20 protein-coding genes and 3 pseudogenes are annotated in these 23,408 nt (G+C 67.7%); 14 read left to right on the forward strand and 9 right to left on the reverse strand.

What is annotated here, in order from left to right:
* Positions 1–437: 437 nt before the first annotated feature.
* Together OG395_RS05625 and OG395_RS05630 are read left to right on the forward strand one after the other, a co-directional pair.
* A complete protein-coding gene (locus tag OG395_RS05625; protein WP_327241885.1) occupies positions 438–2,057 on the forward strand; it encodes an IS1634 family transposase in 1,620 nt (539 codons plus the stop codon).
* Positions 2,058–2,301: 244 nt separating this feature from the next.
* A pseudogene (locus tag OG395_RS05630) lies at positions 2,302–2,907 on the forward strand (transposase domain-containing protein); the annotation flags it as partial.
* Between the two features lies 1 nt (position 2,908).
* Here OG395_RS05630 and OG395_RS05635 read toward each other — a convergent pair.
* The 4 genes from OG395_RS05635 to OG395_RS05650 all read right to left on the reverse strand — a co-directional run bounded on the left by OG395_RS05635 (position 2,909) and on the right by OG395_RS05650 (position 7,037).
* On the reverse strand, positions 2,909–3,871 hold the full coding sequence (locus tag OG395_RS05635; RefSeq protein ID WP_327241886.1) for an electron transfer flavoprotein subunit alpha/FixB family protein: 963 nt from the start codon (positions 3,869–3,871) through the stop codon (positions 2,909–2,911).
* A gap of 56 nt (positions 3,872–3,927) precedes the next feature.
* Complete coding sequence (locus tag OG395_RS05640; protein WP_327241887.1) at positions 3,928–4,713, reverse strand: electron transfer flavoprotein subunit beta/FixA family protein; 786 nt, start codon at positions 4,711–4,713, stop codon at positions 3,928–3,930.
* A 156-nt stretch (positions 4,714–4,869) separates the two neighbouring features.
* Positions 4,870–6,189 carry a cytochrome P450 gene (locus tag OG395_RS05645; RefSeq protein ID WP_327241888.1) on the reverse strand — a complete coding sequence of 440 codons (1,320 nt, stop codon included), beginning with the start codon at positions 6,187–6,189 and terminating at the stop codon, positions 4,870–4,872.
* A gap of 167 nt (positions 6,190–6,356) precedes the next feature.
* Complete coding sequence (locus OG395_RS05650; protein ID WP_327241889.1) at positions 6,357–7,037, reverse strand: TetR/AcrR family transcriptional regulator; 681 nt, start codon at positions 7,035–7,037, stop codon at positions 6,357–6,359.
* 107 nt (positions 7,038–7,144) lie between these two features.
* Between OG395_RS05650 and OG395_RS05655 the strand changes: the two genes are divergently transcribed.
* The 8 genes from OG395_RS05655 (at position 7,145) to OG395_RS05690 (ending at position 15,639) form a co-directional block, all read left to right on the forward strand.
* On the forward strand, positions 7,145–8,731 hold the full coding sequence (locus OG395_RS05655; protein ID WP_327241890.1) for an acyl-CoA mutase large subunit family protein: 1,587 nt from the start codon (positions 7,145–7,147) through the stop codon (positions 8,729–8,731).
* A gap of 117 nt (positions 8,732–8,848) precedes the next feature.
* Positions 8,849–10,444: an acyl-CoA carboxylase subunit beta gene (locus tag OG395_RS05660; RefSeq protein ID WP_327241891.1), complete on the forward strand. Its 1,596-nt coding sequence runs from the start codon at positions 8,849–8,851 to the stop codon at positions 10,442–10,444.
* 14 nt (positions 10,445–10,458) lie between these two features.
* Positions 10,459–10,662, forward strand: coding sequence for an acyl-CoA carboxylase epsilon subunit (locus OG395_RS05665; protein WP_327241892.1), 204 nt, complete (start codon positions 10,459–10,461; stop codon positions 10,660–10,662).
* Between the two features lie 69 nt (positions 10,663–10,731).
* The gene (locus tag OG395_RS05670) at positions 10,732–11,136 is read left to right on the forward strand and encodes a cobalamin B12-binding domain-containing protein (RefSeq protein WP_327241893.1); all 405 of its coding nucleotides are present in this window, start codon (positions 10,732–10,734) and stop codon (positions 11,134–11,136) included.
* Positions 11,133–12,887: an acetyl/propionyl/methylcrotonyl-CoA carboxylase subunit alpha gene (locus OG395_RS05675; RefSeq protein ID WP_327249256.1), complete on the forward strand. Its 1,755-nt coding sequence runs from the start codon at positions 11,133–11,135 to the stop codon at positions 12,885–12,887. Before OG395_RS05670 ends, OG395_RS05675 begins: the two co-directional genes overlap by 4 nt.
* Positions 12,888–12,980: 93 nt before the next feature.
* Positions 12,981–13,544 (forward strand): 3-hydroxyacyl-CoA dehydrogenase family protein, encoded by a 564-nt coding sequence (locus OG395_RS05680; RefSeq protein WP_327241894.1) that lies wholly within the window; start codon positions 12,981–12,983, stop codon positions 13,542–13,544.
* A gap of 535 nt (positions 13,545–14,079) precedes the next feature.
* The gene (locus OG395_RS05685; protein WP_327241895.1) at positions 14,080–14,490 is read left to right on the forward strand and encodes a peptidase inhibitor family I36 protein; all 411 of its coding nucleotides are present in this window, start codon (positions 14,080–14,082) and stop codon (positions 14,488–14,490) included.
* Positions 14,491–15,105: 615 nt separating this feature from the next.
* The gene (locus tag OG395_RS05690; protein ID WP_327241896.1) at positions 15,106–15,639 is read left to right on the forward strand and encodes an NUDIX hydrolase; all 534 of its coding nucleotides are present in this window, start codon (positions 15,106–15,108) and stop codon (positions 15,637–15,639) included.
* Here OG395_RS05690 and OG395_RS05695 read toward each other — a convergent pair.
* Complete coding sequence (locus OG395_RS05695) at positions 15,617–16,957, reverse strand: hypothetical protein (RefSeq protein ID WP_327241897.1); 1,341 nt, start codon at positions 16,955–16,957, stop codon at positions 15,617–15,619. The two genes, OG395_RS05690 and OG395_RS05695, sit on opposite strands and share 23 nt — an antisense overlap.
* A 113-nt stretch (positions 16,958–17,070) precedes the next feature.
* Here OG395_RS05695 and OG395_RS05700 point away from each other — a divergent pair, with 113 nt between their 5' ends.
* The 3 genes from OG395_RS05700 (at position 17,071) to OG395_RS05710 (ending at position 18,866) form a co-directional block, all read left to right on the forward strand.
* Positions 17,071–17,313 (forward strand): hypothetical protein, encoded by a 243-nt coding sequence (locus OG395_RS05700; RefSeq protein WP_327241898.1) that lies wholly within the window; start codon positions 17,071–17,073, stop codon positions 17,311–17,313.
* A 196-nt stretch (positions 17,314–17,509) separates the two neighbouring features.
* The gene (locus OG395_RS05705) at positions 17,510–17,953 is read left to right on the forward strand and encodes a hypothetical protein (protein ID WP_327241899.1); all 444 of its coding nucleotides are present in this window, start codon (positions 17,510–17,512) and stop codon (positions 17,951–17,953) included.
* A 70-nt stretch (positions 17,954–18,023) separates the two neighbouring features.
* The gene (locus tag OG395_RS05710) at positions 18,024–18,866 is read left to right on the forward strand and encodes a protein kinase domain-containing protein (protein ID WP_327241900.1); all 843 of its coding nucleotides are present in this window, start codon (positions 18,024–18,026) and stop codon (positions 18,864–18,866) included.
* Between the two features lie 129 nt (positions 18,867–18,995).
* Here the strand turns inward: OG395_RS05710 and OG395_RS05715 are convergent.
* Positions 18,996–19,160 (reverse strand): annotated as a pseudogene (locus OG395_RS05715) (IS3 family transposase); the annotation flags it as partial.
* A 970-nt stretch (positions 19,161–20,130) separates the two neighbouring features.
* On the reverse strand, positions 20,131–20,346 hold the full coding sequence (locus tag OG395_RS05720; protein WP_327241901.1) for a hypothetical protein: 216 nt from the start codon (positions 20,344–20,346) through the stop codon (positions 20,131–20,133).
* On the opposite strand from OG395_RS05720, the pseudogene OG395_RS05725 reads away from it, so the two are divergent.
* A pseudogene (locus OG395_RS05725) lies at positions 20,346–20,552 on the forward strand (amidohydrolase); the annotation flags it as partial. The gene OG395_RS05720 and the pseudogene OG395_RS05725 overlap by 1 nt on opposite strands.
* A gap of 305 nt (positions 20,553–20,857) precedes the next feature.
* Here the strand turns inward: OG395_RS05725 and OG395_RS05730 are convergent.
* Positions 20,858–21,739: a polysaccharide deacetylase family protein gene (locus OG395_RS05730; protein ID WP_327241902.1), complete on the reverse strand. Its 882-nt coding sequence runs from the start codon at positions 21,737–21,739 to the stop codon at positions 20,858–20,860.
* The gene (locus OG395_RS05735) at positions 21,733–23,391 is read right to left on the reverse strand and encodes an amidohydrolase (RefSeq protein ID WP_326791671.1); all 1,659 of its coding nucleotides are present in this window, start codon (positions 23,389–23,391) and stop codon (positions 21,733–21,735) included. Before OG395_RS05735 ends, OG395_RS05730 begins: the two co-directional genes overlap by 7 nt.
* Positions 23,392–23,408 lie beyond the last annotated feature (17 nt).

Raw genomic sequence — 23,408 nt, forward strand, 5'->3', positions numbered from 1 at the left:
CTGTGCCCCGACAGCATCGCCATGCCTACGCCGCAGACCTTCGGCATGGCCTCCTGATCGGCACACTTAACCGACTTCGGAGACGCCACCAACGCAATCCCAGGTGGCGAGCACTGCACCCGGCCCAGATCTGCCAGATTCGAGCCGGTGGAAGTATTACGGGGCTTCAAGCACTGGTTCCTCTCGTACGGCTTCTCGTCTCGCTTGCCGGACCCGCACCGTCTGGCAGTGCCGACACGTCCCGGCTTTGTCAGGGCTGCTTGCCACCCTCCCGCGCGTCTCCGCGTTCAGGCTGCCCTCAGCTGCACTAGCCCCATCCTCCGCACATGACCGGATCGGATGATCCGGTCATGTGGCCGGTACCTGGACGGGTGTGGTTCGTTGAGTGGGATGTGCCGATATCTCGTACACGTCGTTCCCGGGTCCAGCGTCCCCGCATGGCGGTGGAGTTGACCTCTGTGGTGGAGAGGCGTCTGGGCGCTCTGCCTGCCTCTGCCGAGTTTCTGCGCCGGCTGGACGTGGCCGGGATCATCGACGAACTGTGCCCGGTGCGGGACGTGGCGCATCTGACCCACGGGCAGGTCATCGAGGTGCTGGTCGCCAACCGTCTGTCCTCGCCCACGTCGATGGTCCGGGTGGAGGACTGGGCACGGAAGTGGGCCGTGGAGGAAGTCTTCGGCGTGGAGCCTGGGCTGCTCAACGATGATCGGCTCGTCCGTGCGCTGGACGCGATCGCGCCGAATCTGGAGGAGATCACCGGCTCGGTCGGCGCGCAGGCCATCACGGAGTTCGGCGTCGATGTCACTCAGATTCACTGGGACATGACCTCGCTGTCGCTGTTCGGTGCCTACGAGGACCAGGAAGAAGGCTTCCCGCAGGTCAGGTACGGTCACCCCAAGGACCGGCGAGTGGACCTGAAGCAGATCCAGGCCGGGCTGGCCGTCAGCCGCGACGGCGGCATCCCGCTCTTCCACCGGGTCTACGACGGCGGCGCGGGCGAGGTCGCCCAGGTCGTCGGCGCGATGAAGGCCCTGCGGAAGATCGCCGACCGCAAGGACTTCCTGCTGGTCGCGGACTCCAAGCTCGTGTCGTACCCGAACATCACCGCGCTGCTGGACGCGAAGGTCGACTTCATCGCCCCGCTCCCGGCCGCCCAGGTCAAGGACGAGGTCTACGCCGCCTTGGACGTGGACTCCGCTCAGCTGGTCGGCTACGTCAACGACCGCGACCGCGAGCGGAATACCCCCGCCGATCAGCGGGAGTCCTACCGGGTTCTGGAAGACGTCCACGTCATGGCCGGGCCCCGCAAGCGTGATCCCGTACATACCTTGCGGCGGATCCTGGTCCACTCCACCGGCAACGCCAAAGGCCAGCAGGCCGCCCGTGCCAAACGCCTGGCCAGGGCGGCGGAGGACCTGGACAAACTGCAGTGTTCCGCCGGCGGCCGCTACTACAACACCGCCGCCAAGGTCGAGGCCCGGATCGGCGTGATCGCCAAGACCCGCCGCGTGGCGAGCTGCCTGCGCACCACCGTCACCACCGATACCGACGGCCGCCCGTCGCTGACCTGGCACTTCGACCAGGACGTCCTGGACGCGCAGGCCACCGCCGACGGCTGGTACGCCCTGGTCACCCGACTCACTCCCGAGCAGGCCGACGCCGCCGAGGCCTTACGGCGCTACAAGGGCCAAGGCGTAGTCGAACGCCGCTACAGCGACTTCAAGGGCCCGCTCGCGGTCGCGCCGGTCTTCCTGGAACACAATCGACGCATCGCCGCCCTGATCAGCGTGATCTGCCTCGCGCTGCTGGTGTTCTGCCTGATCGAACGCCAAGTACGCCAGGCCCTGGGCCCCGAGCAGACTATGAGCGGCCTCTACCCCGACAACCGCAGGGTCCGCCCCACCGGACGCATGATCCTCTACCACCTCGACAGCCTCATGCTCCGCCCCGGCACCGCCACCGACCCGCCCACCATCCTCATCAGCCAAGGAGTCCAAGCACACCTGCTCGAACTCCTCGGCATCGATGAAACCAGACCCCGCTGGCTGGAGACCTAAATCCCCATGTGCGAAGTCACCGACTAGCCTGCTGCGACAGACCAGCAGCGGCGGGGTCCTTTCACCCCCGCTCGGGTAGTGGCGCCTCGTGGCGCACGAGTGCGTACTTCCAATGCCGCGTAGTTAGCCTGATGACGGGTCTGTCAAGCGGATCCGTGGGATTCGGGCAACTGTTGATCACGAGGACGGGACCCCTGGTAGAGCGAGGAAGCCGACCAAGGTCTTCCTGCCCGAAGGGGTCCCGTTGTCCGACCAGTCTGCCACCACCCAGCTCACCCACACGGTCATCGTTGCCGAGGGCCTCTATGCCCCCGGACACCTCGGGGAGTTGACCCAGCAGGTCCCCTTCGAGCTTGTCGACGACGTCCTGGAGCGGACCGGGACCACGCAGGCGAGGCTACGGATGCTGCCCTCACGGGTCGGCATCTACTTCGTGCTGGCCATGGCTCTGTTCCCGCGCCTTGGGTACATGCGGGTATGGGACAAACTCACGGCCGGACTGCAGCAGGTATGCCCATGCCGACCGTCGGAGAAGGCCTTGCGGGACATACGCCGCCGACTGGGGCCGGCCCCACTGAAGCTGCTCTTCACCATTCTGGCCGGCTCGGTGGCCCGGCCAGAGACTCCCGGAGTGCGTTACCGACGCTGGCGGACGGTCGCCTTCGACGGCTGCAGTTCCGCCAAGGCCCCCGCCCGGCCCCGCGTCTGCGGCTGGCTCGGCAAGATCAAGCATCGTTACGGTCAGGAGGGCTACCCCATGCTGAAACTCGTGGCGCTTTGCGAGACCGGCACCCGCGCTCTGCTCGGTGCCGCCTTCGGTCCCGTGGCGCCGGCGGAGTCCGTCTACGCCGTCAGCCCTTGCGGGACTTGATCTCCTCGGTGAGCTGCGGGACGACGCCGAAGAGGTCGCCGACCACGCCGTAGTCGACCAGGTCGAAGATCGGGGCCTCGGCGTCCTTGTTGATCGCCACGATGGTCTTCGAGGTCTGCATACCGGCCCGGTGCTGGATCGCACCCGAGATACCCGAGGCGATGTACAGCTGCGGGGACACGCTCTTACCGGTCTGACCGACCTGGTTGGTGTGCGGGTACCAGCCCGCGTCGACCGCGGCACGCGAGGCACCGACGGCCGCACCCAGGGAGTCGGCGAGCGCCTCGATGAGCGCAAAGTTCTCCGCGCCGTTGACGCCACGGCCGCCGGAGACCACGATCGCGGCCTCGGTCAGCTCCGGACGGCCCGTCGACTCACGGGCAGTGCGGCCGGTGACCTTCGTGCCGGTCGCCTTCTCGGAGAACGAAACGCTCAGCGTCTCCACGGCGCCCACGGCCGGGGCGGCCTCCACCGCGGCCGAGTTCGGCTTCACGGTGATGACCGGGGTGCCCTTGATGAAACGGGACTTGGTGGTGAACGAGGCGGCGAACACCGACTGGGTGGCCACCGGACCCGCCTCGCCGGCCTCCAGGTCGACGGCGTCGGTGATGATGCCGGAACCGATACGGACCGCGAGACGGGCCGCGATCTCCTTGCTCTCCGCCGAGGAGGGGACCAGGACGGCGGTCGGGGACACCTGCTCGTAGGCGGCCTGCAGCGCGTCGACCTTCGGGACGACCAGGTAGTCGGCGTACTCCGGCGCGTCGTGGGTCAGGACCCGCGCCGCGCCGTGCTCGGCGAGCGTGGCGGCGGTGTTCTCCGCGCCCGCGCCGAGGGCGACCGCGACCGGCTCGCCGATGCGGCGGGCCAGGGTGAGCAGCTCCAGGGTGGGCTTGCGGACGGCACCGTCTGCGTGGTCGACGTAGACGAGAACTTCAGCCATGGGAATGGACCTCCTTGCGGGTTACGAAGCCTGAGGGGAAGTCAGGCTGATGAGCCTTAGATGAACTTCTGGCTCGCGAGGAACTCAGCGAGCTGCTTGCCGCCCTCGCCCTCGTCCTTGACGATCGTGCCCGCGGTGCGCGCCGGCCGCTCGGCCGCGGCCTCGACCTTCGTCCAGGCACCCTCCAGGCCGACCTCTTCGGCTTCGATGTCCAGGTCGGACAGGTCCCAGGAGTCAACCGGCTTCTTCTTGGCCGCCATGATGCCCTTGAAGGACGGGTACCGGGCCTCACCCGACTGGTCGGTGACCGAAACGACGGCCGGGAGGGACGCCTGGAGCTGCTCGGACGCCGTGTCGCCATCGCGGCGGCCCGTGACGATGCCGTCCTCGACCAAGACCTCGGACAGCAGGGTGACCTGCGGGACGCCCAGGCGCTCGGCCAGCAGCGCCGGGACCACGCCGACGGTGCCGTCGGTGGAGGCCATGCCGGAGATCACCAGGTCGTAGCCGGCCTTCTCGATCGCCTTGGCCAGCACCAGCGAAGTGCCGATGACGTCGGTGCCGTGCAGGTCGTCGTCCTCGACGTGGATCGCCTTGTCGGCACCCATCGACAGGGCCTTGCGCAGCGCGTCCTTGGCGTCCTCCGGACCCACGGTCAGCACGGTGACCTCGGCGTCGTCCGCGTTCTCCGCGATCTGCAGCGCCTGCTCGACGGCGTACTCGTCGAGTTCGGAGAGCAGACCATCCACGTCGTCCCGGTCGACGGTCAGGTCATCGGCGAAGTGCCGGTCGCCAGTGGCGTCGGGCACGTACTTCACAGTGACAACGATCCTCAAACTCACCGAGCGCCCCTTTGCAGTGTTCGGTATGCGGGTCCCGTCGACGCGATTCAGCACTCGTACGGCGGTCAGCCGACAACTTCGGTACTCAGTACCCAATTATGCACACCGAGTCTCACTCATGCGGTCGTGCCGTCGGTCACACGGCAAGCTGCCAGTTCACCGAAGGGCGGTGAGGCGCAAGGGTGCACGGAAGGACAGCAGATCCAGCATCGGCGTTTCGGCCCCGCCCTCCTCCAGCCACATTCCTGGCAGGCGACCGGCCGCCGCCCGCAAGGCCACCGCCGCCTCTGTGCGTGCCAGGGACGCGCCCGGGCAGCGATGGCGGCCGGCGCCGAACGCCAGGTGATGGCGGACGTTCGTCCGGTGCGGGCGCATCCGCTCCGGATCGGGGAAGACCCCCGGGTCGGATCCGCTGCCCAGCAGCATCAGCAACAGTTGGGCACCCTCCGGCAGGCTCACCCCGCCCAGCTCGGTCGAACACGCGGCACTCCGACGCCAAGTGGTGACCGGCGGTTCGCGCCGCAGCACCTCCTCTACCCATGCCTCGGCCAGACCCGCCTGGCGAGCCAGGCGCTGCCACACTCCGGACTCGGCGAGCCCTCGCCGCAGCACCGTGGCGATCAGCTGCCCGGTGGTGGACTGCCCCGCGATGAAGACGAAGAAGCACGCGGCCACCGCGGTCTCGACGTCCAGCGGCTCGCCGTCTGGCAGGCGATGGCGGGCCAACGCCCCGATGAACGAGCTGGGCGGGGCAGTACCGCCGCGCACCGTGTCGGTCAACCACTGGTGGAACTCGCCGACAAGCTCCGCCAGTTCCAGTTGCCTTTCGAGTGCGGGCCTGCCCCAGAACAGCTCCAGCGAGGCATCACTCCAGCGAATCAGGGTGGTCGGGGCAACCCCCTGGATGCCGAGGAGTTCCATCAGCACCCGGCACGGCAGAACTTGCGCGAAAGAGGTGAACAGCTCGCAACGGCCGGTGGCGTCGATCTCCGACCGTGCCATGTCCAGCAACTCCTCGGCAATGCGCTGGATCATCGGTACAGCTGCCGCGACGCCCTCGGCGTTGAAGAACCGGGTCACCACGCGGCGCAGTCCGCGGTGGCTGGGGGTGCCGTTGTTGGCGAGCGCGGGTGGGAGCGTGAAGCCGGCCCGGGCGAGAATCCGCAGAACAGCGAACGGCAGAGGAGTGACGGCGCGCAGGGCGTTGTCCGGATGGAACAGGGCCGGGTCGAGCAGTACCCGGCGCACGTCGTCGTAACGGCTGACCAACCACAGCCCGGTGGCGGCGTCGTAGTGCACCGGAGACTCGGACCGTAGGACATCCAGCCAGGGATATGGGTCACGGACGAAGCCGTCGCCGAACAGATCGAGCAGACCGAGCGGATCACAGGTACCGAGCGCTCCGGGACAGGCTGAAGAGCCCGTCCCGGCCATTCCGCTGCCGGGTACGAAGGTATCCAGAGCCGGGGAAGTCACGGCCGGACGCTAACACGCCAAGACACAGCCCCCGCCTCCCTGTGCGCGGCATCACTCGATCACTCGCCGGGAGTCCGGACAGCCGCACTGCGTCAACTACCGCCTCCGCTCTGCGCGTGCCGGCCGCGCCCGATATGGAAGACGAACCATCAAGCGTCGGACTCTCGCTACCCGGCGCCACCCTCGACGAGACGTCGCAGTGAAGGGAGCAGAGCATCGATATCCTGCCCGGTCCTGAACGCGACGACGGTGGTGCCACCGCCGGGCTCCGGCGGGGAACCGGGTGCCGGGAAGAGGGCGAGCACCTCGCGCATCGCGTCGTCCACCTCGGCGACCGGGTTGGAGGACTCACCCCGCAGCCACCGGCGCAGCACGTGGTTGTGGGCGGCAACCACTGCCGCCGCCATGAGTTCGGCCCTCAGCGACGCCGACTCCGTCGGGTCCCCCATCCAGTCCGCGATGAACTCCCGGAACAGTCGCTGGTAGCGGGCCACACTGGCGATCTCCCGGTCCCGGAGGGCGGCGACCTTGCTGGTGAGCGCGTATCGCCACCTCGCGAGATCACCCTCATCGAGGTAGTGCAGCAGCACAAGACGCACCGCGTCGGACACGGCGACCAGGGCGGTGCTGTGGCTCGAGGTCGCCAGCCGGTCTCTGATCAACTCAAGGAGGCGGTCGTGGTCGGGAAAGATGACGTCTTCCTTGGACCGGTAGTGCCGGAAGAACGTCGTACGCCCGAGCCCCGCCCGCTCGGCGATGTCATCGACGGTCGTCTGCTCGTATCCGCGCTCGTCGAAGAGAGCGAACGCGGCGTCTGCGAGTCGGATCCGTGCAGGTGGCTTACTCATGACCGCTCATCCTTCCCCGTCTCACTGCGCAGACGCCACTTGCCCCGCATCAATGGTACTGAGTACCGTTCTAGACGGACTAGGTACCGATGAAGAGGTGATGCGGCGTGGGTTCCGTTGCACGGAGCGAGTCCGACCTACCGATCCGGCCGATCTACGACGGCTGGGCGCTCACGGACTTCGACGCGGACGCCGATCTGGGCGCCCCGGGGCAGTTCCCGTTCACCCGCGGCGTCTACCCGTCGATGTACACCGGCCGGCCCTGGACGATGCGGCAGTACGCCGGTTTCGGCACGGCGAAGGAGTCCAACGAGCGCTACCACGAGCTAGTCAACGCCGGCACGGGCGGTCTGAGTGTGGCCTTCGATCTCCCTACGCAGATGGGCTACGACTCCGACGAGCCCATCGCGCGCGGTGAGGTGGGCAAGGTGGGCGTGGCGATCGACTCGATCGAGGACATGCGCACGCTGTTCCAGGGCCTGCCTCTGGACAAGGTGTCGACGTCGATGACGATCAATGCCCCCGCCTCGACGCTGCTCCTGCTGTACCAGCTGGTCGCGGCCGAAGAGGGCATCGCGGGCCATCAGTTGACCGGCACGATCCAGAACGACGTGCTAAAGGAGTACATCGCCCGCGGCACCTACATCTTCCCGCCGAAGCAGTCGCTGCGGCTGATCAGCGACATCTTCGCCTACTGCCACAGGGAGCTGCCGCGCTGGAACACGATCTCCATCTCGGGCTACCACATGGCCGAGGCCGGTGCGAGCCCCGCGCAGGAGATCGCGTTCACCCTCGCGAACGCCAAGGAGTACGTGCGCACCGCGATCGCCGCGGGCCTGGACGTCGACGACTTCGCGCCGCGCCTGTCGTTCTTCTTCGTCGCCCGGACCACGCTGCTGGAGGAGATCGCGAAGTTCCGTGCTGCCCGCCGGATCTGGGCCCGCATCATGCGCGACGAATTCAAGGCCAAGAACCCCAAGTCGCAGATGCTGCGCTTCCACACCCAGACCGCCGGCGTGCAGCTGACGGCGCAGCAGCCCGAGGTCAACCTTGTCAGGGTCGCCCTGCAGGGCCTGGGCGCGGTCCTCGGCGGGACCCAGTCGCTGCACACCAACTCCTACGACGAGGCCATCGCCCTGCCCACACAGAAGGCGGCGCGGCTCGCACTGCGCACCCAGCAGATCATCGCGTACGAGACCGACGTGACCAAGACGGTCGACCCCTTCGCGGGGTCCTACGTCATGGAGTCGATGACCGATGATCTCGAGGCGGCAGTACTGGAGTTGATCCAGGCCGTCGAGGACCGAGGCGGCGCGGTCTCGGCGATTGAGCAGGGCTTCCAGAAGTCCGAGATCGAACGCTCCGCCTACCGGGTCGCGCTGGAGATCGACAACGACGAGCGGACCGTGGTCGGAGTCAACAAGTTCGTCCTCGACGAGGAAGAGCCGTACGAGCCGCTGCGCGTCGACCCGCAGATCGAGATCGACCAGTGCGAACGCCTCGCTGCCCTGCGCAACGAACGCGACAACGACGCCGTCCAGCGCGCTCTCGACGACCTACGGGCCGCCGCCCAGGGCACCGGCAACATCTTGCTCCCGATGCGTGAAGCCCTGCGGCTCCGCGCGACCGGCGGCGAGGTCTCCCACGCCCTGCGCGACGTCTGGGGCGCGTACGTCCCGCTCGAAACCTTCTGACCTGGGAGATCCCCGGGCTGAGACATTTCCCCAACGACTCAGGAGACCTTCCATGGCCCTTGGCGACCACCCGCCACACCGGTGTCCGGTGCCGATGGACAAGAACGGGAGCGAGTGATGAATGCCGAGCCCCTACAGGCCGACGACATCGACATCCACACGACCGCGGGCAAGATCGCGGACCTGCAGCGCCGTATCGACGAGGCGACACACGCCGGTTCCGCACGCGCGGTCGAAAAGCAGCACGCCAAGGGCAAGTTGACCGCCCGCGAGCGGGTCGATCTCCTGCTCGACGAGGGCTCCTTCGTGGAGCTCGACGAATTCGCCCGGCACCGCTCCACCAACTTCGGCATCGAGAAGAACCGCCCGTACGGAGACGGTGTCGTCACCGGCTACGGCACGGTCGACGGCCGCCCCGTCTGCGTGTATTCGCAGGACTTCACCATCTTCGGCGGCTCGCTCGGCGAGGTCTACGGTGAGAAAATCGTCAAGGTGATGGACTTCGCGCTGAAGACCGGCTGCCCGGTCATCGGCATCAACGACGGCGGCGGCGCACGGATCCAGGAGGGTGTGGCCGCGCTCGGTCTGTTCGCCGAGATCTTCCGCCGCAATGTGCACGCCTCGGGTGTCGTCCCGCAGATCTCGCTGATCGTCGGACCGTGCGCCGGTGGCGCGGTCTACTCCCCCGCGATCACCGACTTCACCGTCATGGTCGACCAGACCTCGCACATGTTCATCACGGGTCCCGACGTCATCAAGACGGTGACCGGTGAGGACGTCGGCTTCGAGGAGCTGGGCGGCGCCCGTACGCACAACACCACCTCGGGTGTGGCGCATCACATGGCGGGGGACGAGAAGGACGCCATCGAGTACGTCAAGTCGCTGCTGTCCTACCTCCCGTCGAACAACCTCTCCGAGGCGCCCGCCTTCCCGGAGGAGGCGGATCTCACGGTGACCGACGAGGACCGTGAGCTCGACACCCTCATCCCGGACTCGGCGAACCAGCCGTACGACATGCACACCGCCATCGAGCATGTGCTGGACGACGGCGAGTTCCTGGAGACGCAGGCCCTGTTCGCGCCGAACATCATCACCGGTTTCGGGCGTGTCGAGGGCTACCCCGTCGGCATCGTCGCCAACCAGCCGATGCAGTTCGCGGGCTGTCTGGACATCAACGCGAGCGAGAAGGCCGCACGCTTCGTCCGTACCTGCGACGCGTTCAACGTGCCCGTGCTGACCTTCGTCGACGTCCCCGGCTTCCTGCCCGGCGTCGACCAGGAGTACGGCGGCATCATCCGGCGCGGCGCCAAGCTGATCTACGCGTACGCGGAGGCGACCGTCCCGCTGATCACCGTGATCACCCGCAAGGCGTTCGGCGGCGCGTACGACGTCATGGGCTCCAAGCACCTGGGCGCCGACATCAACCTCGCCTGGCCGACCGCACAGATCGCGGTGATGGGCGCGCAGGGTGCGGTGAACATCCTGCACCGCCGCACGATCGCGGCCGCCGAGGATCAGGAGGCGACCCGCGCCGAGCTGATCGCCGACTACGAGGACGCGCTGCTCAACCCGTACGTGGCGGCCGAACGCGGCTACGTGGACGCGGTGATCATGCCGTCCGACACCCGGGCACACGTGGTGAAGGGGCTGCGCCAGCTGCGCACGAAGCGGGAATCCCTGCCCCCGAAGAAGCACGGCAACATCCCCCTGTAAAGGAACCCACCGCCATGACACCGATCCGTGTGCTGCACGGGCAGCCCACCCCCGAGGAACTTGCCGCCGTCATGGCGCTGCTGGCTGCCCGGGCGGCGGCTTCCCATCAGGCTCAGGCGACTTCACGCACCTGCGCGTGGGCCAGCCGGGGCGAACCAATGCATCGCATCCCGCGCCCGGGGCCCACCGCCTGGCGCACTTCCGCCTGGCCCCGCTGATCCATCCGACCGGAGACACCATTGCACCCGCGGCACCCCCGAACCACGCCTGTCGCACCACGCGGACGCGTGGTCATTGCCAAACCCGGGCTCGACGGCCACGACCGTGGAGCGAAGGTCATCGCACGAGCCCTGCGCGACGCCGGCTATGAAGTCATCTACACCGGCCTGCACCAGACGCCCGAGCAGATCGTGTCGAGCGTCATCGCTGAGGACGTCTCCCTCCTGGGGATGTCCATCCTGTCCGGTGCTCATCTGACCATCACCCGAAGGGTAATCGACCTGCTGCGCGAGCAGGACGCCGGGAGCACCTTCGTCCTGGTCGGCGGCATCATCCCCGAAGCGGACATCACCGCGCTGGAGGCACTGGGCGTCCACGCCGTCTTCACCCCGGGCGCGGACATCGGCGGCATCGTCCGGACCGTCGACCGCCTGCTCACCACCACCGACACCGCACTGGAGCCGGCATGCTGAAGAAAGTCCTCATCGCCAATCGTGGCGAAATTGCTGTCCGTGTTGCTCGGGCATGCCGGGATGCCGGGATCGGGAGCGTGGCCGTCTACGCCGACCCGGACCGGGACGCTCTGCATGTGCGTGCGGCCGACGAGGCATTCGCTCTGGGCGGTGACACCCCGGCCGCCAGCTATCTGGACATGGCCAAGGTGCTGCAGGCTGCCAAGGACTCGGGGGCGGACGCGATCCACCCGGGCTACGGCTTCCTGTCGGAGAACGCCGAGTTCGCCCAGGCCGTGCTGGACGCCGGGCTGACCTGGATCGGTCCGCCGCCGCAGGCGATCCGCGACCTGGGCGACAAGGTCGCCGCCCGGCACATCGCCCAGCGTGCCGGTGCGCCGCTGGTCGCCGGCACCCCGGACCCGGTGTCGGGTTCCGCGGAGGTTGTGGAGTTCGCCGAGCAGCACGGGCTGCCGATCGCGATCAAGGCGGCGTTCGGCGGTGGCGGTCGCGGGCTGAAGGTGGCCCGGACGCTGGAGGAGATCCCGGAGCTGTACGACTCCGCGGTCCGTGAGGCGGTCGCGGCGTTCGGGCGCGGGGAGTGCTTCGTGGAGCGCTACCTCGACAAGCCGCGGCATGTGGAGACGCAGTGCCTGGCCGACTCCCACGGCAATGTGGTGGTCGTGTCGACGCGTGACTGCTCGCTGCAGCGCCGCCACCAGAAGCTGGTGGAGGAGGCTCCCGCGCCGTTCCTGTCCCAGGCGCAGAACGCGGAGCTGTACGCGGCGTCGAAGGCGATCCTGAAGGAGGCCGGGTACGTCGGTGCGGGCACCGTGGAGTTCCTGGTCGGTGTGGACGGCACGATCTCGTTCCTGGAGGTCAACACCCGTCTGCAGGTCGAGCACCCGGTGACCGAGGAGGTCAGCGGTATCGACCTGGTCCGGGAGATGTTCCGGATCGCGGACGGCGAGAAGCTCGGTTACGACGACCCGGCGGTGCGCGGGCACTCGTTCGAGTTCCGGATCAACGGTGAGGACCCGGGCCGCGGCTTCCTGCCCGCCCCGGGCACGGTGACGGTGTTCGCCCCGCCGACCGGTCCGGGTGTCCGCCTGGACGCGGGCGTCGAGTCCGGCTCGGTGATCGGTCCGGCGTGGGACTCGCTGCTGGCCAAACTCATCGTGACCGGTGCCACGCGTGAGCAGGCGCTGCAGCGGGCGGCGCGCGCGCTGGCCGAGTTCAACGTCGAGGGCATGGCCACCGCGATCCCGTTCCACCGCGCGGTCGTCACCGACCCGGCGTTCACCAGCGACCCGTTCCGCGTCCACACCCGCTGGATCGAGACCGAGTTCGTCAACGAGATCAAGCCCTTCGCCGCTCCCGCCGACGCGGAGGCGGAGGAGGACACGGGCCGCGAGACGGTCGTCGTCGAGGTCGGCGGCAAGCGTCTCGAGGTCTCCCTGCCCTCCTCGCTGGGCATGAGCCTGGCCCGCACCGGACTCGCCGCGGGCGCCAAGCCCAAGCGCCGCGCGGCGAAGAAGACCGGCTCCGCGGTCTCCGGCGACACCCTCGCCTCACCCATGCAGGGCACCATCGTCAAGATCGCCGTCGAGGAGGGCCAGCAGGTCCAGGAAGGCGACCTGATCGTCGTCCTGGAAGCCATGAAGATGGAACAGCCCCTCAACGCCCACCGCGCCGGAACGATCAAGGGTCTGGCCGCCGAGGTCGGCGGCTCGGTCTCGTCCGGCGCCGTGATCTGCGAGATCAAGGACTGACCGTCGGCCACACAGCACCGCGGACGGGCCCCGGACGGGCTCGGCCAGAGACCTGGTCGCTGGCACCGATCAGGTAACAGGAGGTACGCCCCCATGGCTCAGGTAGCCGTTGTCGGCACCGGCACAACAGGCACAAGAATCGCGGAAGTCTGTGCTGCGGCCGGGACCGACGTCGTGCTCTACGACGCGAACATCTATGCCGCGCTGTCGGCCATCCAGCGCATCACCGCCGCCCACCGACCCGCCACTGCTCCAGACGAGCGGGGCGGTCCAGGACGCGATGTCCGATTCGGGCGTCTGACCTTCGCCGCCGGCCTTTCCGACGTGTCGGGGAGCGATATCGTCATCGAAGCTGTGCCGGAACTGCTGGACCTCAAAGTCGCTGTCCTGCGCTCCGTCGAGGACGTAACCCGTCCCGGCACCCTACTGGTGACCAGCACCTCGGCACTTCCCATCACCAACATGGCCACCCAGCTACGCGATCCACGCTATCTCGTAGGTCTGAACTTCTTCGCCCCTGCGCCGATCACGAATCTGATCGAGGTCGTGTCCACCACGCTCACGCCGGACGTCGCCTGGCGCGCCGCCATCGACTTCGTCGAAAAGACCCTTGGAAAGGTCGCCCTCAACATTGCCGACCAACCCACCTTCTGCTGAACGCCCTCCTCGCCCCTGCCTGCTGCCGTCATCACATACCTGGACGATCTCGTCATCAGCCTGGTGGCGCAGACAGAAAGCATCGAGGCCACCGCGGGCAGGCAGGCAGACGCAGCCAGCTCTGTCCCGAGAGCCGCTTGTTTGTGTGCCGTCTACAACGCCGACGAAGCGGAAGGAGACAACCCCGAGTAGTAGCCAGCCATCCGTCATGCCACGCCCGTGCTCCCGTGCACCACCCGGCCGCGTCCAGGCCGCAGACCACCACCACGCCACGCCGACCAGGGTCCGGGCTCTACTCCAACCCCTTACCGATCACCGACCATCACGAACGACGCACCGGCGAACGACCACCGCGGCGTACACGAATGGGCGCTGGACACCACCGCAGCCATCCAGCTGTGGGACACTTCGCTGGCCCTGCTCGCCACCCCAGTCACCAGTAACGCCCGTGCTCACGCCGGTCGCACCCCCTGCTGCGCTCCTCCGCCAGAGTGAACCCGCAAGCCAAATCTTCTTCCTGCGCCCGGCAGCCCGCATGTCTATTGCCGTGATCAAAATCGTGATGCGTGCCGCGACGGTCGCCGCCCTGGCCCTCTCCTCGCCGGCCGTTCCCGCCTCCGCCTCCGGCAGCACCGGCACGGTACGGGCCGGTATCGACTGCCCGTCCGGCTACGTGTGTATCTACCCCGAGATCAACTTCGGCGGGCAACCATGGGTACGGCGTGCCGTGGACGGTGACGTGAAGGACCTGCCATCCGCGATCCGTGACCGCGGCAGCTCGATCCGCAACAACTCCGACCGCACCGCCCGCGTCTACGAGAAGCGGAACTACAGCGGCCGCTGGGTCTGCGTCACCCGCAGCGGCGGCTCCATCCACGACCTGCGCGGCTACAACCTCAACGACCAGACCCGCTCCCTGAAAATCAACCGAAACGACTGCGGCTAAACACCCCCAGAGGTTCAGCCGCCCACAGGGGTCACCTCTCACCACGCCTGGAGCCGCCGAGCTCTGGAGCAGACCGAGGGTCCTGCGGGCCGCTGGGTCGTGCGGGGTGCGGGGCTGGTGGGATGGGGAACGCGGTGAGTTCGCCGTAGGGAGTGCGTAGACGGGCCGGCCGGTGGCGCGGAGGCAGGCGCGTCCCGCTCGTTCGCGGCCGCGATCAGGCCCCGGTACACCTCGACCCCGGGGCACGTGTCTCCCTAATGGAAGGGCTCGATGGCCCTGCATCCGATCAGCCGTTCGTGGCCCGACGACACCGAACTCGCCCAGGCCATCGCCGTCCTGGCCCGCGCCCAGCAGGCTCGGGCAACCCACCTCCTGCCCCGTCCACCAGGGGCGGAGCGGGTACAGCGAACCGGCCTCACGCGTTGCGCGGGGGCTGTGGTCCACCACAGGTCCAGATCTTGCGAGGTCGGCTGCTCCGGCGCCAGAGCGGACCACCACCAGAACACGGGTCTCCTGGATGGGCCATCTCGTCAGCCTGACGCGAAAAAGTCCGAACCTGTGTCCGCTTCTGGATCGGTCTGAGATCCTGGAGACCGATCGAGAGGGGCCGCAGGTATGGAGTGGAAGACCCATGGTGAGCGACAGATCTACACGAACAAGTGGGTGAATCTGAGTCTGGTCGACGTCCAGCAGCCTGACGGGCGCAGGTGGGAGTACCACGTCGTACGCCTCCGGCACCTGGCCGTGGCCGCCGTGGTCAATGACCGCCAAGAGGTCCTGATGATGTGGCGGCACCGCTTCATCACCGACTCGTGGGCCTGGGAGTTGCCCATGGGGCTGGTCGAGGACGGCGAGACTCCGGAGGAAGCCGCGGCCCGCGAAGTCCTGGAAGAGACAGGCTGGCGTCCTGGCCCCATCAAGCCTCTGATCTACGCCGAGCCGGCCAACGGCATCACCGACTCGCAGCACCACGTCTTCCGCGTGGACAGCGCGACCTATGCCGGACCGCCCACTGAGAAGAACGAGTCCGACCGTATCGAGTGGATTCCCCTCTCTCAGGTGCGGGGCATGATCGACCGCGGCGAGATCGTGAGCAGTGGATCGCTCGTCGGTCTCCTGTACCTGCTCATGGACGAAGCGATCCGCTGACCGGTGGGAGGAGTTCCCGTAGCCGCGCCTCGAAGGCCAGGGCTACGGGCTGCTGCCTGTGAGGGGCTAACTGGTCGTAAAACTCCCTCAGGTGGCCTGACACGCGCTCAGACGCCACGACCGACGCGGGCTCCAGAGCTTGCGTGGCGGTGTGGCACGCCTGATCAAGCTTGCCCTGGTCAAGCTGCGTACGGGCAAGCCAGAACGCGTGAAACGCCCGGCCGCGCTGATTAGTGCGGGCCTCGTGCCGCAGTGCGTCCGCAATCAGGGGTTCGGCGGTAGCAGCCTCGCCCAGTCGGCCGTGCGCAATGCCCGTGTCCACGATCAGCTTCGTCTCGTCGAAGTACGTGGCCCAGGACGGGTCCCGGTCGCTCGCCCGGATCTGCTCGAAATGGCGGTGCGCCTCCCCGATCGCCCGGTGAGTGGAATCCCGGTTGCCGAGAGTGGCGTGAGCGAAGGCTTCGCGCATGGATAGCATCGACAGGACGCGTGGGATGGTGTCGAGTGCTGAGCGGGCCTGATCCTGGGCGGCGGTCACGAGTGCCAGAGAGTCCGCAGGCTTGTCCTGGTACGTGCCCTGCAAGCTCATGCAGGCCAGGACGTTGGCCATGAACTGCCGATCGTCGATTTCCTTGGCCAGTTGCAGCGCCTCGGTGAAGTAGGCGCGGGCCTGGTTGTACTGACGGGCGTCGAAGTAGGTCCAACCTGTGAGGCGTGCCAGCTCGGCCGCGATGCCGTACAGGCCGTTCTGGATGGACGGTGGCCGATTCTCCTTCAGGAGCCCAGCGACATACCGGAGCTGGCCGACGATGGCCGGCCTCAGCGCCTCGCCACCGTGCTGGTCGTCCCGTCGCCAGTAGTCCTCGATCGAGGAGCGGAACGCCTCAAGTGTCGCTGCGCTCAGGCTCGTTCGGGTGGCCAGGGCCAAGATGCTGTCCACGTCAGGCCCCGGCAAAGACGGGGGCGTCTGCTGCTCGGGCTCCACCACTTGCGGTGCCTCTCGCTCGGCAACCACGAGGGCCTGAGGCGTCTCCCACGCTCGGCGGGCAAGCCCGAGCATGTGTCCTGGGATGCGCAAGCCGTCAGCGATGCGCTCGATCACGTCCATGTGCTGCAACTGGCGCTGCCCTGCGATTACTTCTCCGACACGGCTGGGGGTCAGCTCGCAGCGCCTGGCGATCATGGAGGGGTAGATGCCCGCCTTGGTCTTCGCCAGCCGGAAGACTCTGGCGAAGTCTCGTACCCGACAGGCATCAATCATCTCGGGATCGGTGAGCAGCCTGGCAGGCAGTTCCTGCGGCCGATCGGCGTCGGGCATTGGGCAGGCTCCCCACTGCGAGGGCTACGCAACGTTGCTGGGTCTCTACTTGCTGCAATGTTACCCAAGTTGGGTAATCAGCCTGGCCTTTTGGCGACCCTCCCCGGGTCGCGATGCTCCTGTGCATGGCAAGCAACCAGCAGACCAGACCAGGCATCGGTGAACTGGCGAAGGACAGCGTCAGGGGACGTATCGGCGTCGTCATGGGTGAGATCGGCGGCCGTGTGCAGATAAGGCCGATCGGTGGCGGCACGGAGTGGGATGCCATGCCGGACAACGTGGTGGCGCTGAGTGCGCGGGAGGAACTGAGCGCACGCCTGGCCATCAAGAACGGCAACAGTCGGGATGGGCTGTGATGCGCGCCATCGGCCGGTTCGCAGGAGTCCTGTTCATCGTCATGATCAGCGGGTCGTGCGGCCTGGTGATCGGCATGGCTCTCGCCATGGGCCAGTAGACGGGCCGCCCCGAACGGGTGCCAGTTCCCCGGCTCCCCCGTCCCCGTTCGGGGCCGGCCATCCAACCCACGCACAACCACACAGAAGGAGTAGTCGCATGACGGCAACGGCGAACGGTCAATGGACCGGTCGCGCGATGGCTGGTGAGGAGCTGTTCGAAAGCCTCGCCCACTTCATGGTCGTCCACAACGGCCAGTCGCCCGAGCGTGCCGAGCAGATCGCGGACCAGGCGGTCGCCTTCGTGGTCACCGCAGCCACCGCCACCGACCCCATGGTTCCGTCGGACGACGTGGACCTCGGCCTGCACGCGCTCATCCTGCACACGAATCAGTACGCCGCACTGTGCGAGCGGTACGCGGGTCGCTTCCTGCACCACAACCCGATGCCGGGCGGAGGAGCCCGCGACCCGGAGAAGGTCGCCGCCTCAGCCCGCGCCACGAAGGCGGCCGGGCTCATGGTCTTCGACGGTCTATGGATTGTGGACGGCACGAACCTCGCGCAGTGCGACTCGGACTGCGGCCGACCGTACGGTCAGGCGTAGCACACGACAGCAGCGACGCGGCTGGCCTCGATTCGCGGTCGGCCGCGCTCGCTCGGAAGGAGAAGAGACGTTGTCCGGGTCACCCTCTGAACTGCCGATCGTGGTGCTCGACGCGCTCATGCCCACGGCTCAGCGCCTGGTCGTGAATCGCCGGGGCTCCATGGTCTGGGAGGTGGAGGGCCATCGGGGCCACTACGCCGTGAAACTCGGCTATCCGATCGAGGCCACGGCCGACTGGCCCGCCCAGCCCTGGACCGCGCTCGCACCCGCACGCGAAGGGGCCGTGCTGCATCGCCTTGGCTTCGATGACATCGCGTACGGCGAGTGGGAGCGAGGGACGTGGAACTTCCAGCCGTGGCATGAAGGGCCGGACCTGTACCGACTGTGGGAGCCCTGCCGTAGACAGGATTCGTCCATCGAACCGCAGGCCAGCGTGGCGCTGGGTTGTGTCGAGGCGCTGGCCGAACTCCACGCCAGGGGCTGGGCCCACGGTGATGTACAGCCCGCCCACTTCATCATCGGGCTGGAACGGACACGCCTCATCGACCTCGCCCTTGCCCGGGGCGGACACGTGCCCGAAGGGTACGACTTCCCGTTCCGCGGCTGCCTCGTCCACTACGAGGCGCCGGAGATCGCACGCAGCGTGCTCGCCATGGGAGAAGCCGAGCCGACGCAGGAAGCCGACATCTACGCGCTGGGCGCCTCGCTGCTCATCTCCGCCACCGGCTGGCGGGCCGTCGAGTACCCGGACGACGCTGCGCGCCCAGTGCAGAGAGATGCCGTGGCGAACGGAAAACGCCGCCCTGTGAAGGCGTCCGGTGAGCTGGGCGAGTTGATCGACGCGATGCTCAGCCATGCTCCCGAGGATCGGCCAACCATCTACGAGGTGGGTAAGACTCTGAGCTGCCTCTGAGGCCCCGGTTCACCCGGCGTCGATCGCATAGCTGAGGCCAACAACCAAAGACCGGACCGCCCCTCTGAACCGCTCCGGGATCGGTGAAGGTGATGTGCCCCGGCTTGTGTGGAGTCGAGTTGTTGGAGTCTAGGCGATGGAGGGGGTTGCCCTCAGTTCGAACTCGATCGGTGTGAGCATGCCGAGCGGGGAGTGCCGACGTTGCCGGTTGTGGAAGATTTCGAGGTATTCGAAGATCGCGTTGGCCAGTTCCAGGCGGGTGCGCCACCGGCGGCGGTTGAGCAGCTCGGTCTGCGCCTGCCCTCCCGAACCTCGATTTTCCGATCAGCATCACCGTTGATTACCCGGCCAAGGCTGCGTGACGAGCCACTAGCTGGATAAGGACCCCACCAACGTATCGGCCGGGTCCGACAGCAGCCCCTGGCCGGTGCCATAGCACAAGGATCAGTCCGTGATCCAGAGGCGCAGGAGACTGACGGAGATCTGATCGCCGAATCAGGTCGAACCGCGTTGTGTCGCCGAAAACTAGGCGAACAGCCTGTTGTCGCAAACCAAGTGGCCGCTTCTTCCGGGTCTGCTTCGTTGAATGTCGTGCCCGTCAGCCGACCCTCGAAATTGAAGTGTCCGCATCGTAATTCCCTCTCCCAGGCTACGCCTTGCTCAATTGCGGCGCATTTTCCGAGCAGTGTTACCACGGGCATCACAGGCTCGAATCCCGCCGGAGCACGAGAGCGTCTATCGCATTCCCAGACCGAAGTAACAAAGCGTCAGGGTCTCGCCGATGGTGGCCTCGCCGCTGGGTATCGTCACCACGCGGCTCGTCTGACTGCCGTCCGGGCATGACGCACCACCCTTCACGACATACGAACCCGTGAGATCGGGGGCGATCCGTCGGACGTCAGCCTCCGTGAGGGACTGCGCGGGTGGTGCGGCAGCCCCGGGAGGGCCAGCCGGCCCTACTGCTCCGCTGGGCCCCTCGGGACCGCGCGGGCCCTGCGAAGGCATCAAGAGGAGTGCCGCCCCCATGGTGAGGGCCGAGCCAACGATGCCGCCAAGAAGTGCGGCTATCACGATGGTGCGTACGGGTCTGTCGCTCATGCCGGGATAGTAGGGCCCGGTCCCAGTGCATGGCACTGGGGTTGAGACTGGACGGCCTCGGTAACTGGCCGTGGTCAGCCCCGGGCAAGGGATCGCCCGCCCCCGGAGCCGTGGGGGCGGGCGATCCGTCATGAGGCCGCGACCGGGGCGGCGTGTCCGGTGGTGGTCAGTTACCGTCTCGGTCGTTGAGCGCCTCGCTGACCGCATCCCGGATCTTCTGCTTCAGCACCCCGTTGGTGTTCTCGTGGATCTCACCGAGGACCTGGTCCTGCTTCCCGAGCCGCGTCATCAGCGCGACAGCCCCGAGCACCGGACCGATAAGCGCGACGTACTCCGCGGTGACCTCACCCGCGATAGCCAGGGCGACGTATCCGACTACCAATCCCCAACGCGTTCGGCGCGCAGTTCACCTACTGGGGCATCGGCGGCATCGACCCCGACCGCTACGCCGAGGCCGCCAAGAACGGCACCATCGCCCAGGACATCCCGGTCAACCACAGCCCGACCTTCGCCCCCGTCATCCAGCCCACCCTGGACACCGGCGTCAGCGCCATGACCGTGGCCGCCCTCGCCTGGCTCGGAACCTGACACAAGCCCGGCCGTCTGCGGCGCAGGCACGGCAGGCGGTAATCCGTACCGAAGCCGGGCAACTCGAGCCCCGATCGTGACGCGGCTCGGAGCGGCCCCAGCCGGGGGAGAAACGGCGGCCGTGCCAGGGGTGGTCCGGCCCGGCGGGACCCAGGGCGGCGGCGCCCAGCTCGGCCGATGCGGGCAGGGACAGCGGCGTGACGCGAGCCATCAGCCGGCTCCCGGCGCCGGAGCCCACGTTCATTCCCCGAGAGCGAAGGCTCCGGCGCTCTGTCCGCCACGTGTCCGGCTGGAGGAGGCTCGGGTCAATCCACCGTGTAGGGCCGGTGGTGCCTCGGAGGCAATGGGAGCGATGCGGCAAAGTTCGCGATTTCTCCGAGGGTGGTGAACCAGATCCGTTCGTCCGAGAGCAGACGCTCGAGCATCTCCTCCATGGCGACCACGCGGGCCGCGCGGCCGGATACGAAGGGGTGATTGACGAGATTGAAGAGCCCTCCATAGCGGATGTGCGCCTCGATGTCGGTCCACCACAGTTCGTGGACCTTGCGCGTGGTCTCGATCGGCCGGCCGTCGTCGTAGCCTGGCATCCAGGCGTACTGCTCCCAGTCGTCGGTCGACCAGTGGAAGGGCAGTTCGACCAGAGTGCGTGAGCTGCCGTCGCCGACGTCCAGCAGGTAGGGGCGGTCCTCGTCCATCAGCGAGCTGTCGTACTGGAAGCCGCGGTCCGCCAGGAGCGCGGGGGTCTGAAAGGACAGCTCGCCGAGCGGGGCCCGGAAACCTCGTGGCCGGACATCGCCCACCCGCTGCAGCGCGTCGAGGCCACGATCGAGGATCGCCGCCTCCTCGGCGATAGTCATCCCGCGCAGCGGCTCGTGCAGATAGCCGTGATGCCCCACCTCGTGACCGCCGTCGATGACGGCCCGCAGCATGTCGGGGTAGCGCTCTGCGACGAAGCCCGGCACGAAGAACGTCGCGCGCTGACCGTGGCGTTCCAGCAGATCGAGGAAGCGGGGCACGCCGACGAGCGGACCGAACATCTGATGCGACATCGTCGCCAGCCGGGTTGCCGAAGCGGGTTCGTCATGCAGGACGGGTGACTCGGCATCGAGATCGAAGGACCATGTCACGGCCGCTCGTTTGCCGTCCGGCCAGGGGAAGCCCGGCAGGTTCGGCACACCCTTCAGCATGGGGCCACCTCGCTCGTGTGCTGTGAGTACACCTGTCGGCCGCCGACCCAGGTCCGCAGGACCACGATCTCGAGCAGTTCCTCGACGGGCACCGCGGTGGGGTCGGCAGACAGAACCACCAGATCGGCGAGCAGGCCTGGGGCGAGAGATCCCACGGCGTGCTCGCGGTGGACCGATGCCGCCGCTCCCCAGGTGTGCGCCGTGAGCGCGTCCTGGACCGACAACGGCTCCGCGTTCTCGGCGAGCGCCGTGCCGGAGAGGGTGCGGCGAGTGACCGCCGCGTACACGGCTTCCAACGGCGAGGGCGGACACACGGGTGCGTCGGATGAGAGGACGAGTGGGACGCCGGCATCACGGAATTCACCGAGCGGAGTCAGCCGGGCGGCGCGGTCGCCGAGGGCACGGACGAATTCGTCGCCGTACCGGTACAAGTACTGGGGTTGGGTGACCGGCCAGGTTCCGTACGCGGCGATGAGCTTCACCTGCTCGCTGGTGGGTGCCCCGCAGTGTTCGATGCGGTGCCGTGCGTCGGACCGGGTGCCGGCGGAGCGGGCTGCCGCATGTGCCGCCAGGACGATCTCGATGGCGGCATCGCCCTGGGCATGGGTCCCGGTCTGCAGGCCCATACGGTCGGCGCGCAGAACCATGTCGGCGAGCTCGTTCGGCTCGTGGTAGAGATAACCGTGATCCTTGGGGTCGCAGCAGTACGGCTCCTTGAACCGGGCGGTGCCGCCGGTGAGCGCCCCGTCGACATAGAGCTTGATTCCGGCGAAGGCCAGGTGATCGTCGCCCAGTCGCGAGCCGAGCCCCAGCCGTTCGAGGTCCTCGAGCAGGCTGGAGATGACGAGCATCTCGGCTCGCAGGGTGAGCTCACCGCGTTCCCGGAGCCTGAAGTACGTGCGCAGTTCCCGGGAGGTGACCTGCGCGTCGACCACGCTCGTGACGCCGGCCGAGTGCAGGATGCTCTGGGCGTTCGCGAGCATGTCGGCGAGCACGTCGACGTCGTCGTCGAGATGGAAGTTCGGGCCGTTGTTGCCGATCTTCACCCCCTCGCGGTGCGTCAGCGCGTCGGCTGCCGCGTCCCACACCTGACCGTTGGGGGTCCCATCGGACTCGCGTCCGAAGTGCCCGCCTCGGGGGTCAGGCATCTCCCTCGTGATACCTCGCTGATGGAGGGCGAACGAGTTGACGATCACTCCGTGGCCACTGGAGTGGAACACGAGTACTTCACGGTCGGTGGCGACCTGGTCCAGGTCATGGCGGGTGAGCATACGGCCGTCGGCGACGTTGCCGTGGTGGAAGCCCTTTCCCCGGACGGGCCCGCTGCCGGTGCGCTCCGCACGCGATCCGAGCAGTGAGATCACCGTCGCGATGTCCGGGGCCGCCTCCCAGCCGCAGTCCACCCAGGAAGTGAACTGACCGAACATCAGGGGATGGCAGTGCGCATCGACGAAGCCCGGCATCAGTGTGGCTCCGGCGAGATCGAACTCGGCCGGTTCCGCCCGCGCCAGCTCCCGGCACTCCTGCACCGTGCCGGTAGCGGCTATGCGGTCGTTGCGTACGAGCAGCGCGTCGGCACGACCGTCCGAGGTCATGGTGAGAATGGTGCCGCCGTGAAAGAGGATCTCGGTGTCCGAGGTGATCGGGGGCATGGCGTCCTTTCGGAAAG

Origin of the sequence: Streptomyces sp. NBC_01320 (genome assembly GCF_035974375.1) — a bacterium.
Lineage (GTDB): Bacteria > Actinomycetota > Actinomycetes > Streptomycetales > Streptomycetaceae > Streptomyces > Streptomyces yanii.

Bases quoted from the DNA above. Each gene is read 5' to 3' on its own strand.
- OG395_RS05705 (WP_327241899.1), top strand. From the start codon at position 17,510: ATGACGGCAACGGCGAACGGTCAATGGACCGGTCGCGCGATGGCTGGT.
- OG395_RS05680 (WP_327241894.1), top strand. From the start codon at position 12,981: ATGGCTCAGGTAGCCGTTGTCGGCACCGGCACAACAGGCACAAGAATC.
- OG395_RS05635 (WP_327241886.1), bottom strand. From the start codon at position 3,871: ATGGCTGAAGTTCTCGTCTACGTCGACCACGCAGACGGTGCCGTCCGC.
- OG395_RS05650 (WP_327241889.1), bottom strand. From the start codon at position 7,037: ATGAGTAAGCCACCTGCACGGATCCGACTCGCAGACGCCGCGTTCGCT.
- OG395_RS05700 (WP_327241898.1), top strand. From the start codon at position 17,071: ATGCTCCTGTGCATGGCAAGCAACCAGCAGACCAGACCAGGCATCGGT.
- OG395_RS05625 (WP_327241885.1), top strand. From the start codon at position 438: ATGGCGGTGGAGTTGACCTCTGTGGTGGAGAGGCGTCTGGGCGCTCTG.
- OG395_RS05665 (WP_327241892.1), top strand. From the start codon at position 10,459: ATGACACCGATCCGTGTGCTGCACGGGCAGCCCACCCCCGAGGAACTT.
- OG395_RS05695 (WP_327241897.1), bottom strand. From the start codon at position 16,957: ATGCCCGACGCCGATCGGCCGCAGGAACTGCCTGCCAGGCTGCTCACC.
- OG395_RS05735 (WP_326791671.1), bottom strand. From the start codon at position 23,391: ATGCCCCCGATCACCTCGGACACCGAGATCCTCTTTCACGGCGGCACC.
- OG395_RS05685 (WP_327241895.1), top strand. From the start codon at position 14,080: ATGTCTATTGCCGTGATCAAAATCGTGATGCGTGCCGCGACGGTCGCC.
- OG395_RS05660 (WP_327241891.1), top strand. From the start codon at position 8,849: ATGAATGCCGAGCCCCTACAGGCCGACGACATCGACATCCACACGACC.
- OG395_RS05730 (WP_327241902.1), bottom strand. From the start codon at position 21,739: ATGCTGAAGGGTGTGCCGAACCTGCCGGGCTTCCCCTGGCCGGACGGC.
- OG395_RS05690 (WP_327241896.1), top strand. From the start codon at position 15,106: ATGGAGTGGAAGACCCATGGTGAGCGACAGATCTACACGAACAAGTGG.